The organism is Bradyrhizobium sp. USDA 4502 (assembly GCF_054063355.1).
On record NZ_JBSSGF010000001.1, the window covers coordinates 928,503 to 940,352 of the forward strand.

12 protein-coding genes and 1 pseudogene are annotated in these 11,850 nt (G+C 66.3%); 10 read left to right on the forward strand and 3 right to left on the reverse strand.

Going from position 1 to position 11,850, the window contains the following annotated elements:
• Positions 1–93 precede the first annotated feature (93 nt).
• The 9 genes and pseudogenes from ACVW1B_RS04145 to hemC all read left to right on the forward strand — a co-directional run bounded on the left by ACVW1B_RS04145 (position 94) and on the right by hemC (position 8,270).
• Positions 94–519: a GFA family protein gene (locus tag ACVW1B_RS04145; RefSeq protein WP_456821202.1), complete on the forward strand. Its 426-nt coding sequence runs from the start codon at positions 94–96 to the stop codon at positions 517–519.
• Positions 520–817: 298 nt separating this feature from the next.
• A pseudogene (gene cnbZ, locus ACVW1B_RS04150) lies at positions 818–1,571 on the forward strand (2-amino-5-chloromuconate deaminase CnbZ).
• Positions 1,572–1,695: 124 nt separating this feature from the next.
• A complete protein-coding gene (locus ACVW1B_RS04155; RefSeq protein ID WP_456821203.1) occupies positions 1,696–3,288 on the forward strand; it encodes an FAD-dependent oxidoreductase in 1,593 nt (530 codons plus the stop codon).
• A gap of 2 nt (positions 3,289–3,290) precedes the next feature.
• Positions 3,291–3,695 (forward strand): c-type cytochrome, encoded by a 405-nt coding sequence (locus ACVW1B_RS04160; protein WP_092083849.1) that lies wholly within the window; start codon positions 3,291–3,293, stop codon positions 3,693–3,695.
• A 23-nt stretch (positions 3,696–3,718) separates the two neighbouring features.
• Positions 3,719–4,207 (forward strand): Rid family hydrolase, encoded by a 489-nt coding sequence (locus tag ACVW1B_RS04165; RefSeq protein ID WP_456821204.1) that lies wholly within the window; start codon positions 3,719–3,721, stop codon positions 4,205–4,207.
• Between the two features lie 130 nt (positions 4,208–4,337).
• The gene (locus ACVW1B_RS04170; RefSeq protein ID WP_456821205.1) at positions 4,338–5,756 is read left to right on the forward strand and encodes a M20/M25/M40 family metallo-hydrolase; all 1,419 of its coding nucleotides are present in this window, start codon (positions 4,338–4,340) and stop codon (positions 5,754–5,756) included.
• A complete protein-coding gene (locus ACVW1B_RS04175; protein ID WP_456821206.1) occupies positions 5,756–6,574 on the forward strand; it encodes an aspartate dehydrogenase in 819 nt (272 codons plus the stop codon). Before ACVW1B_RS04170 ends, ACVW1B_RS04175 begins: the two co-directional genes overlap by 1 nt.
• Positions 6,574–7,194 carry a bifunctional nicotinamidase/pyrazinamidase gene (pncA, locus tag ACVW1B_RS04180; RefSeq protein WP_456821207.1) on the forward strand — a complete coding sequence of 207 codons (621 nt, stop codon included), beginning with the start codon at positions 6,574–6,576 and terminating at the stop codon, positions 7,192–7,194. The genes ACVW1B_RS04175 and pncA overlap by 1 nt, the downstream gene beginning before the upstream one ends.
• Before the next feature lie 65 nt (positions 7,195–7,259).
• Positions 7,260–8,270, forward strand: coding sequence for a hydroxymethylbilane synthase (gene hemC / locus ACVW1B_RS04185; RefSeq protein ID WP_456821208.1), 1,011 nt, complete (start codon positions 7,260–7,262; stop codon positions 8,268–8,270).
• A gap of 6 nt (positions 8,271–8,276) precedes the next feature.
• On the opposite strand, the gene ACVW1B_RS04190 is transcribed toward hemC, so the two are convergent.
• Genes ACVW1B_RS04190 through ACVW1B_RS04200 form a run of 3 tightly spaced genes read right to left on the reverse strand, consistent with a single transcriptional unit; the run spans position 8,277 to position 10,810 of the window.
• A complete protein-coding gene (locus ACVW1B_RS04190; RefSeq protein WP_456821209.1) occupies positions 8,277–8,966 on the reverse strand; it encodes a DUF1045 domain-containing protein in 690 nt (229 codons plus the stop codon).
• Between the two features lie 9 nt (positions 8,967–8,975).
• Positions 8,976–10,148: an alpha-D-ribose 1-methylphosphonate 5-triphosphate diphosphatase gene (locus tag ACVW1B_RS04195; RefSeq protein ID WP_253603175.1), complete on the reverse strand. Its 1,173-nt coding sequence runs from the start codon at positions 10,146–10,148 to the stop codon at positions 8,976–8,978.
• Positions 10,145–10,810 (reverse strand): transferase hexapeptide repeat family protein, encoded by a 666-nt coding sequence (locus ACVW1B_RS04200; RefSeq protein WP_253603173.1) that lies wholly within the window; start codon positions 10,808–10,810, stop codon positions 10,145–10,147. The genes ACVW1B_RS04195 and ACVW1B_RS04200 overlap by 4 nt, the downstream gene beginning before the upstream one ends.
• Before the next feature lie 211 nt (positions 10,811–11,021).
• On the opposite strand from ACVW1B_RS04200, the gene phnC reads away from it, so the two are divergent.
• On the forward strand, positions 11,022–11,837 hold the full coding sequence (phnC, locus tag ACVW1B_RS04205) for a phosphonate ABC transporter ATP-binding protein (RefSeq protein ID WP_028334545.1): 816 nt from the start codon (positions 11,022–11,024) through the stop codon (positions 11,835–11,837).
• The last annotated feature ends 13 nt before the right edge of the window (positions 11,838–11,850 follow it).

Below are 11,850 nucleotides of genomic sequence, written 5' to 3' on the forward strand. Positions count from 1 at the left end.
CTACGAGCTTGCTGCGCGTTGACGTCGCTGAGACCTTCTCGTCCGCCCGGCAAGACCGGGCGCAGAGGCGATCTGGAGAGGAGACGCGGCAACATGACGGGCGACACGGGTGTTCGGGCTGGCCAGTGCCATTGCGGCGCGGTGCGTTTCGAAGTGACGCTCAGCGACGGCTTCAATTCGATCCGCCGCTGCACCTGCTCTTACTGCCGGATGCGGGGCGCCGTCGTTGCCATGGCGGAGATGGGCGGGATCAAGTTCCTGCACGGCGAGGAGGCGTTGACAAGCTACCGCTTCCATACCGGATCGGCGCAGCACTTCTTCTGTTCGCGCTGCGGAATCTACACCCATCATCAACGACGATCGAACCAGAACCTGTATGCGGTGAACGTGGCCTGTCTGGACGGCGTAAGCCCGTTCGATTTCCCCGAGGTGCCTGTGATGGACGGCGTCAATCATACGAACGACACCGGCAAGCCGACGCGCCGGGCAGGCACACTCCGCTTCATTCCAGCCGACTGACGATCGCTGTCGGCCGACGACCGCCCGGCTCGTCGCGGGACGACGGTGAGAGGGAAGGGAGCCCTTCCACCGGTGGTCGTGCAACAAGTTCAGTGTCGTCCCTGCCTAGTGCGCAATTGCGCACGGGAGCAGGGACCCATAACCACCGATCGTCATTGTTTCACGACGCCGAAATGACGAGTCCCTTTAACAACCTCGGCCGCGGAGTATGGGTCTCTGCTTTCGCAGGGACGACAGCTGTGGTGAAATCAAGCGAGACGTCATCGCGACGGACCCATCACCGTGTTCACGAGGCACCATGACCAACACCATCGAGGCTTCCGACGGCGGCTACCGCTTCATGCCCGGCGTCAGTCAGTATTCCTGCGGCATCGGTGCGCTGCCCGGCTTTGCCATCGAGCGCGTCAGGTTCTCCGAACCGTTGCCGTTGGGCGCGGGTTTTGCAAGGATTGCCGACATCATCAAAGCGGCGGGTCGTCCGCTAACGGCGTTCGGCGCCTGCGAACTGCGCTCCCCGGCGCCGTTCACCGAGGACGGGTTCAGGGCCTTCAACGAGATCTACATCAAGACGCTGGTCGCCTGGGGCGTGATGCGGGACGGCGTCAATCCGGTGGCGCGCAGCAATGTCTGTCCGAAGCTCGATCCGCCCGGCGAGCCGAGCTTCCACGCCTTCTGCTACACGGTGCCGGCCGCCAAGGACGAACCAGCCAGCTTTGTCGTCGCCGGCAGTGGCGAGTCGGTCGAGGGCAAGGCCAATTATCGCGATCATACCGTAGCTCTCGGCGACACCAGCCCGGCCGGCCTGCTGGCGAAGGCGAAATTCGTGGCCGACGAGATGGAACGCCGGATGAGCGCGTTCGGCGGCCGTTGGCAGGACACCACCGCGGTGCAGCTCTACACTGTGCACGACGCCTATCCGGTGCTCGAAAGCGAGCTCGGTCGCCGGCGGCGTGCTGCGCAACGGCTTGACCTGGCATTTCGACCGGCCGCCGGTGGTTGGCCTCGACTTCGAAATGGATTGCCGGCGCGTGCATCGCGAGCGCGTGGTGTGACGTGGCGGTCGCGTGATGCATCAAAAGCGCGTGTGGGTGCATGTGGAAGCGTGCGCCCTTTCTTGACACGGATCGCGTCAACCGTTTCCCTTCGCCATCGACGTCAGCGGCTGGGTGAGCGCGGGTGCAGAACGAATCTGTGATCAGGCGGCGTGATCTGCTGGCGCTGATTGGCACCATTGCCGGCAGTTCGGCGATGTATCACGCGATGACGAGCCTCGGCTTCGCGTCCGAATCCGCCTACAAGGGGCCGCTGAAGCTCGCAGGCGATGTGAAGGGCGCCTCGGTGCTGATTCTCGGCGCGGGGCTTGCCGGGATGACGGCGGCGCTGGAGCTGCGCAAGGCCGGCTACAAGGTCCAGATCCTCGAATTCAACAGCCGCGCCGGCGGCCGCAACTGGTCGATCCGCGGCGGCGACAGTTTTGTCGAGCTCGGCGGCTTCAGGCAGACCAGCCAGTTCGAGCAGGGGCTCTATCTCAATCCCGGCCCGTGGCGGATTCCCTATCATCACCGTGCGCTGCTCGACTACTGCCGCCGGCTCAATGTGACGCTGGAACCCTTCATCCAGCTCAATCACAACGCCTATCTGCACGCGACGCGTGCATTCGGCGGCAAGCCGCAGCGCTTTCGCAGCATCAAGGCGGATTTCCAGGGCGGGGTCTCGGAGCTGCTCGCAAAGATCACCCAGCAGGGCCGGCTCGACGAGACCGTCGGCAAGGAAGATCAGGAGATCCTGCTGCAGTCGCTGCGCGACTGGGGCGCGCTGGATCGCGACTACAAGTACAATGCCAACCTCATCTCGGCCGAGTTCCGCGGGTATGCGCGCGATCCCGGCGGCGGCCTGATGGGCGATCCGCTGCCCAGCGAGCCGATCCCGCTGCAGGAGCTGCTGCGGTCGCGGATGTGGCGCTATCTGCAGACCTTTGCGCGCTACGATTTCCAGACCACCATGTTCCAGCCGGTCGGCGGCATGGACATGATCGGCAAGGCGTTCGCGCGCGAGGTCGGCGATCTCATCCGCTATGGCGCCAAGGTGACGCAGATCCAGCAGAACGGCTCCGGCGTCACCGTGAGCTATGTCGACACCGCCAGTCCATCGACGGTGCAGCAGGCGACCGCCGACTGGTGCATCTGCACCATCCCGTTGCCGATCCTGAGCCAGTTGCCGGTCGATGTCAGCGCGCCGATGAAGAGTGCGATCGACTCCGTGCCCTATGCCGCCTCGGTGAAGATCGGCCTGCAGTTCAAGCGGCGGTTCTGGGAGGAGGATGACGCGATCTATGGCGGCATCAGCTATACGGACCTGCCGATCCGGCAGATCGCCTACCCGAACTATGGCTTCAACCGCGGCGGCCGCGGCATCCTGCTCGGTGCCTACATGTATGGCGGTGCCAATTCGTTCGAGTTCACCGCGATGACGCCGGCCGAGCGGGTCGCCAGCGCGGTCGAGTTCGGCGCCGCAATCCATCCGCAGTACAGGAACGAATTCGAGAACGGCGTCGCGGTGGCCTGGCATCGCGTGCCGTTCACGCTCGGCTGTGCCGGCGAATGGACCGAGGCCACCCGCGCGCAGCATTACCGCAATCTCTGCCAGATCGACGGCCGTATCGTGCTGGCGGGCGAGCACGCCTCGCAGCTGCCGGCCTGGCAGGAGGGCGCCATCCTGTCCGCGCTCGACGTCATCTCCCGGCTGCACGAACGCGTGGTGAAGACATGATGATGCGGACCGCAACATCGATCATTGCCGCCCTGGCGCTGCTGTCGGCGACGGCAGCCCTTGGGCAGGACAGCGGCGCGGGCAAGCGTACCTTCTCTTCGGGCTACCGCTTCGTCGAGATGACCGGCGAGGAGCTGTTCGCCAATGTGTGCCAGGGCTGCCACATGCCGGATGCGACGGGCGCCAGCGGGGCGGGCAGCTACCCGTCGCTGGCCGGCAACAAGAATCTCGAGGCCGGCAGCTATCCGGTCTTCCTGGTCATCAACGGCCGCCGCGGCATGCCGGCGTTCGGCGACATGATGACCGATGGTCAGATCGCCGCCGTTGTGAATTATCTGCGGACGCACTTCAGCAACAACTATGAGGATGCGGTGACGACCAAGGATGTCCAGGACGCCCGCCGCTGACAAAAACACTCGGGGAGAGTTTGATGAAATTCATCGGTATCGCACTGGGCGCGGCGCTATCCGCGGTGGCGACGGTCGCCTGCGCGGATGTGGTCAGGCATCCGATTCCCGACTCGACATTCCCGATCGCGCAGGCCGTGACCGTCACCGGCAACACCACGACCGTCTATGTCAGCGGCCAGGTGCCGCCGGCGATCAACAAGGACGCCGATCCGTCGAGCCCGCAGGCCTATGGCGATACCAAGACGCAGACCGTCGGCGTGCTCAACCGCATCAAGGGCATTCTGGAAGGCCAGGGCCTTGGCATGGGCGACGTCGTCAAGATGCAGGTATTCCTGGTGCACAACGCATCCGCGCCGATGGACTTCAAGGCCTTCATGGAGGGCTACACCCAGTTCTTCGGCGGCAGCCAGCCGAACCTGCCGGCGCGCTCGGTGGTCGGCGTCGCGTCGCTCGCCAATCCCGGATTCCTGGTCGAGATCGAGGTGATCGCGGCCAAGGATTCGAAATAAGGACTGCAAATGGCGTGCGCGAAACTGCGGAGCATGCGCGCGGAAATTGAAGGGCTCGCCGTCTTGCCAAAGCGCGTGTCGCCTGTCTGAATTCGTCTCCAATCAGGCGGCGCAATTCTGGGAGAGTACGATGTCGCACAAGGCTAGAGACACGGTTCGATCGCTGCGGCTCGCGGCGGCGCTCGGTCCGGCGCTGCTCGCAACCGCCGCCGCGGCGCAGGGGCTGACCGAGCAGCAGCAATTCGCCCGCGGCATCTACCAGGAGCTGGTCGAGATCAACACGACCACCGCGACCGGCGATACCCAGAAGGCGGCGGAGGCGATGGGCGCGCGGCTCCGCGCGGCGGGTTTCCCCGAGGCCGACGTCCACGTGTTCTCGCCGGCGCCGCACAAGGGCAATCTGGTGGCGCGGCTGCACGGCTCCGGCGCGCGCAAGCCGATCCTTCTGGTCGCCCATATCGACGTCGTCCCCGCCAACCGCGAGGATTGGTCGGTGGATCCGTTCAAGCTCACCGAGCAGGACGGCTATTTCTACGGCCGCGGCTCCAGCGACGACAAATACATGGCGTCCGCCTTCATCACCAATCTGATCCGCTACAAGAAGGAGGGCTACAAGCCCGATCGCGACATCATCGTCGCGCTCGAGACCGACGAGGAGATCCTCGATGCCAACGGTCTCGGCATGCAGTGGCTGATCAAGAACCACCGCGATCTGATCGATGCCGAGTTCGCGCTCAATGAAGGCGGCGGCGTCGGTCTCAAGAACGGCAAGGCGATCCGCAACAGCGTGCAGACCAGCGAGAAGGTCTCGATCGGCTACCAGCTCACGGTGAAGGATCGCGGCGGCCACTCGTCGCTGCCGCGCAAGGACAATGCGATCTATCACCTCGCCGAAGGCCTCGTGCGGCTCTCCAATTACAGCTTCCCGATGAACCTCAACGAGACGACGCGGATCTATTTCACCAAGACCGCCGAGGTCGACACGTCGCATGCCGACGATATCAAGGCCATTCTGGCGCCACAGCCTGATCCGGCAGCGCTGGCGCGATTGTCGGAGAATCCGGGTTACAATGCGCAGCTCCGCACCACCTGCGTTGCGACCATGCTGGAGGGCGGCCACGCCATCAACGCGCTGCCGCAGCTGGCGACCGCCAAGGTGAACTGCCGGATCCTGCCCGGCGAGCCGGTCGAGGGCGTGCAGGCGACGATCGAGCGCGTGCTCGCCGACAAGGAGATCGCGGTGGCTCCGACCGGCAAGGCCGTGCTGAGCCCGCCGTCGCCCCTCAACGAGGAGATCATGGGTTCGATCGAGAAATTGTCGAAGGAGTTCTGGCCGGATGCGTCGATCGTTCCGGTCATGAGCACCGGCGCGACCGACGGCAGCTATCTGCGTAACGCGGGGATTCCGACCTATGGTCACTCCGGGCTGGCCGCCGATGCCGACGACAACCGTATCCATGGCAAGGACGAGCGCGTGCTCGTTAAGTCGTTCTACGAGGGCGAAGAGTATCTCTATCGCCTGGTCAAGATGCTCGCCGGCGGGAAATGATGGCTGACAGCAAGACAAGGACACGGGTTGCGGTCGCCGGCCTCGGCGCGATCGGCACCGACGTCGTCAAGGCGCTCGATCAGGGCATCGAGGGCCTCGCGCTGGTTGCGGTGTCGGCGAACAGCCCGGACAAGCATCGCGGCTGGGTGGCGGAGCTCAAGTCTGCGCCGAAGCTGGTGCCGATCGAGCAGCTGGCCGAGGTCGCCGACATCGTGGTCGAGTGCGCGCCGAGCAAGGTGGTCCGCGCAATCGTGGCGCCGGTGGTCGAGCGCGGCAAGACCGCGGTCGTGCTCAGCGTCGGCGCGCTGCTGCAGAACGAGGACCTCGTCGATCTCGCGAAGGCCCATGGCGGCCAGATCATCGTGCCGACCGGCGCGCTGATCGGGCTCGATGCGGTGACCGCGGCGGCGATCGGGACCATTCATTCGGCGAGGCTGGTGACGCGCAAGCCGGTCGCGGGCCTCGTCGGCGCGCCGCACCTGGTCGAAAACAACATCCGGATCGAAGGCATCACCGAGCCGCTGCGCATCTTCGAGGGCAGCGCGCGCGATGCCGCAAAGGGCTTTCCGGCCAACCTCAACGTCGCGGTGGCGCTGTCGCTGGCCGGCATCGGCCCCGACCGCACAAGGGTCGAGATCTGGGCGGATCCGACCGTGACCCGCAACACCCATCGGATCGAGGTCGATTCCGATTCCGCGCGGTTCTCGATGATGATCGAGAACATTCCCTCAGAGAACCCGAAGACCGGCCGCATCACCGCGCTGTCGGTGATCGCCTGCCTGCGCAAGCTGCGCGCGTCATTGCGGATCGGCACCTGATGAAGACCCTGCCCGACGATCTGTTGCTGGTCATCGACGTGCAGAACGATTTCTGCCCCGGCGGCGCGCTGGCGGTCGCGGACGGCGATGCCGTCGTGCCGGTGGTCAACCGGCTCGCCGGGCGGTTCGACCATGTCGTGCTGACCCAGGACTGGCATCCGGCGGGCCACAGCTCGTTTGCGACCTCGCATCCGGGCGCGGCGCCGTTCTCCGAGATCGCCATGCCGTATGGGCCGCAGACGCTGTGGCCGGATCATTGCGTCCAGGGCAGCGTGGGCGCCGCGTTTCATCCTGACCTCGCCACCGAGCGGGCCGAGCTCGTGATCCGCAAGGGGTTCCGGGCCGCGATCGATTCCTATTCGGCGTTCTTCGAGAACGACCGCAAGACGCCGACCGGGCTCGCCGGCTATCTGCGCGAGCGCGGCCTCAAGCGCATTGTGATGGCGGGGCTCGCCACGGACTATTGCGTGCAGTATTCGGCGCTCGATGCGCGCCGGCTCGGTTTCGAGACTATTGTCGTGCTGGCAGGCTGCCGCGCCATCGATCTCGGCGGTTCGCTTGCCGTCGCCACCGCGGCGATGTGCGCGGCCGGGGTGGAGCTTGTCGAGGAGCTCGTCTGAGCGTCGCCAAAGAGGGGCAAAAACCGTTGTTTTGACTGGCTTTTTGTTCTAATCCCCCACCGTTGATGATCACGCGTAGCGGAGCTTTCGTGTCGGGACAGGTTTTGCGGATTGGGACGCGCAAGAGCGCGATGGCGCTCGCGCAGACGGATGAGGTCGCGCGCCTGCTGCGCGCTTCGGCGCCGGACCTTGCCGTCGACATCGTCAAGTTCGAGACCCGCGGCGACCAGGACCAGACCAGCAAGCTGTTGCGCCATGGCGGCAAGGGCGGCGCCTTCGTCGCCGAGATCCGCGAAGCCATGCGCGCCGGCACGTTGCAGGCGGCGATGCATTCGCTGAAGGACGTGCCGGGCAACGAGGAGACGCCGGGTCTCGTCATCGCCGCGATGCTGGCGCGCGATGCCGCCAATGACAGCCTCGTGCTGCGTCCCGGCCTGTCGCTCGACACCCTACGCGCCGCGCGCGGCAAGGGCTTCATGATCGGCACCAACGCCGTCCGCCGCGCCGCCTATCTGCGCCGGCTGTTTCCGGAAGCGACCGTGATCCACTATCGCGGCGCCGCCGACACGCGCGTGGCCAAGCTCGATCGCGGCGACAAGCAGCGGCTGCCCGGTGGCGGCGACGTGGGGCCGGCGGATGCGCTGGTGATGGCGCGCTCGGGCCTGGAGCGCATCGGCATGACCGCGCGCATCGCGCATGATTTCTCGGTCGGCGAGATGCTGCCGGCGGTCGGCCAGGGCATTGTCGCGGTGGAATGCGTCGAGACCGACTGGGCGACGCGTGCGCAGCTTGCCGGGATCGACAACGTGCAGTCGCGGCTTGCGGCCGAGGCCGAGCGCGAGGTGCTGTGGGTGCTCAACGGTCATTGCAATTCGCCGATCGCGGGCCACGCCACGCTCGCGGGAGCCGAGACGACGCTGCGCGCCTCCGTGCTCGACGAGGCCGGCGCCGGCTTCATCGAGGTGACGCGGCGCGGACCGGCGGATCGGCCGCGCGAACTCGGCCGCGCCGTGGGCATGGAGCTGCTGGAGAAGGGCGCCGCCGAGATCATCGCCCGCACCCGGGTGGAGGAATAGCGCGCGCTACGCCCGCAACGGCCAGCTGCCGATGATGCGGAAGCGCGATGCGCTGTCGGTCTGCTTGAACAGCGCGATGCGGTCGATTGCGAGCCGCGTGAGGTCGACCGCCGCGAACCGTATGCGCAGCTGCGCCACGATCGGGCCGCGCCGCTCGTCGCTCAGCCGCCCTGTCAGCGTCATGTGGAAGCGGAACTCCTCCATGACGTAGGGATAGCCCCAGCGGTCGAGATAGTCGCACTGCCGCGCGGTGAGTTTCTCTGGCCTGCGGCGCGCGCGATCTTCCGGCGTCAGCGGCGCGCGGAACGCGTCGAATTCGGTGACGCAATCGGCGGCAAGCTGCTGCAGGTCGTCCGAGCGGTTGGCCGGGATCACCGCGATGAAGCCGCTGATCGCATCGACCACCGGTTCGATCACCGGAATGCGCCGCGCGCGGCCGGCGAAGGCGGCACAGGCATCGAGAAGCTCGGCCTCGCTTCGACCGTCGGCGAGCGCGGTGGGCGCTTTCAGCGTGGCGTGGAATCCATACTTGCGCGGATCTTCGGTGATCTCGCGCCAGTCCGGCGTGACGCCCTCGGGAAACGGCAGGTCGTCGCCCGACACCGCATCGTAACCGAGCAGTGTCGAACCGAAGTGGTGCAGGACGCTGTCGGGTGACGGCGCATAATAGATCGCGTAGCGCGGAGTGCTGGCCATGGGACTGGGCTACGCCGCCGCAACCGTCTTGCGCGGCGCGAGTGAATGAACGAGGCAGCTCGCGTCCGCCAGATGCACCAGCCGTCCGGCCGCTATTACGGCGATAATGCGCGGCCGCAGCGGCGCCTTGTCGTCGACGACGATGATGTCGGCACGGCGGCCCGCGGCGAGCACGCCGCGATCGGCGAGCCCGGCCGCGCGGGCCGGCGCCGACGAGATCAGGTCCCAGGCCCTGGCGAGCGGCAGGATGCCATCGGCGACGAGGCGGAACGCCGCGAGCAGCTGCGCCGGATAGTAATAGTCCGACGCCAGCACCGAGCAGAGGCCCTGTGCGATCATGTCGGATGCCTTGGTCCAGCCGGTATGGCTGCCGCCGCGCACCACATTGGGCGCGCCGAACACGATGAAGTCGTCCGCCGCCGCAGCGTCGCGCGCGGTCTCCTCGTTGACAGGGAATTCGGCGATCGTGGCGCCCAGCGCGCGAAACTCCTGGCGCATCGCCGGGCTGTTGTCGTCGTGCGACAGCATGCGGATATCGGCCGCGCGCGCGGCGGCGGCCAGTCGCGCGATCGAGGCGGGCACCTCGGGGCGGCGCGCCACGATCCGGTCGAGCATGTCGTTGACGGCCTCGACGGAGAGCCCGGAGCGCTCGGCCAGCTGGTTGCGCTTCTTCGGCTTGACGTTGCTATGGTCGTTGAAGGCGAACAGATCGATGCGGCCTTCACCGAGCCATTGAATGATCTCGGCCTCGGCCTCGAGATTGTGGGTCTCGTGACGCAGGTGGAGGCGGGTGTCGGCGGCGAGCTGCGGCCGCAGCGCCTCGATCGCATCGAGTAGCTTGCGCGCATTCTCCGCGCTGCGCAGGCCGGGCTCCCACGACCAGGTCGTGCCGTGGAACACGGTGGTGATGCCGTTGGCGATCGCCTGCCGGTCGCTGTCGATCAGCGCCACGTCGGTCGGGAAGTCGACGCCGGGGCGCGGCATCATCTGCCGCTCGAACGCATCGCCGTGCAGGTCGATGATGCCGGGCAGCACCAGCAGGCCACTGGCATCGATGTGAAGCGCGGCGCGACCCTGCTCGGCGTCGAGCGCGCCGATGTCGCGACCAGCGGTCCGCAGCGAGGTCTCGACCAAGGCGCCGTCAACCAGCGTGCGCCCGCCCTCGATGAAAATGTCCGTCACGATGCGGCGCTCCGTTGTTTGTTCTGTGATTGGGATACGGCCTCGGCCTCGTACTTGTCGAGGAATTCCTCGACCGCGAGCTTGCGAAAGTCGGGCAGGACGCGGCGGAGCGTCTCGTGATCCCAGTCCCACCATGCGAGCGCGGCGAGGCGGTCGGCGATCGTCTCGGAGAAGCGCCGCTTCACGGGCCGCGCCGGATTACCGGCAACGATGGTGTATGCGGGAACGTCCTTGGTCACGATCGCGCCGGCAGCGACGACAGCGCCGGTTCCGATGTTCCGTCCTGGTAACAGGATCGCACCGTGCCCGATCCAGACGTCATGGCCGATATGCACGTGATGCGCACGTCGCCAGTTGAAGAAGTCGGTGTCGTCGCTCTCTCCGGGGAAATACGCGCTGGCGCGGTAGGTGAAATGCGCTTGAGTCGCGCGATGCATCGGGTGGTTGCCGGGGTTGATGCGGGTCATCGCCGCGATCGAGCAAAACTTGCCGATCGAGGTGTAGGTGATCTGGCTGTCGTTCACGACGTAGGAATAGTCATCCATGCTGACTTCGAGCAGGATCGTGCGCGCGCCGACCTCGGTATATTTGCCGAGCCTGCTCTCACGGACCGACGCGGTCGGGTCGACGGTCGGCACAACCGAGAGTGTTTTTCCGGCCATCAGGGCCTCCGCAAATCTTCAAGAATCTTGGGCTTCCGGGGGATGCGCGCTCGTCATCGGGATGCTTGATGACAACATCATGACGTTGCGATGACGGCAAGGGAGCGACAAGGGAGGGGTGTGGACGATCGCCGCACCGCAGCGCTGTCGTCACATAACTGTAAAACGCCGGGGATAGCGATGGCCCAACGAGGCGCGGTTGGAGCATTACATGCTGGTGGTGGAAGGTTTGACGTGCCGTTTCGGCACGAAAGCCGCAGTCGACAACGCGTCCTTTTCGATCGCGCCCGGCAGCTTTGTCGGCGTGATCGGCCGCTCCGGTGCCGGCAAGTCGACGCTGCTGCGGATGATCAACCGTCTCGCCGATCCGACCTCCGGCCGTATCCTGTTCGAAGGCACCGACGTCACCGCGTTGCGCGGCAAGGAACTGCGGCGGTGGCGCGCGCGCTCGGCGATGATCTTCCAGCAGTTCAATCTGGTCGGCCGCCTTGATGTGCTGACCAACGTGCTGATGGGCCGACTGGCCCAGATTCCGTCATGGCGCTCGCTGGCGCAGGTCTGGCCGGAGCAGGACAGGGCGCTCGCACTGTCGGCGCTCGAGCAATTCGACATCGCCCAGCTGGCGGCACAGCGCGCCGACCAGCTCTCCGGCGGCCAGCAGCAACGCGTCGCGATCGCCCGCGCGCTGGTGCAGGAGCCCGACATCATTCTCGCCGACGAGCCGATCGCCTCGCTCGATCCGCGCAACACCAAGATCGTGATGGACGCGCTGCTGCGCATCAACAAGCATTTCGGCATCACGGTGCTTTGCAATCTGCACTCGCTCGACCTGGCGCGGACCTATTGCGACCGCCTGGTCGGCATGGCCGCAGGTCGCGTGGTGTTCGATGGCGCCCCCGCGGCGCTCACCGACCATATCGCCCGCGAGCTCTATGACCTCGAGGCCAATGACGTCATCGGCGCAGCACCGCTGCCCGCGCCCGACGGTGCAACTGCGCCGGCACTCGGCACCGCAGCCGCGGCCTGAGCGTCGCGCATTT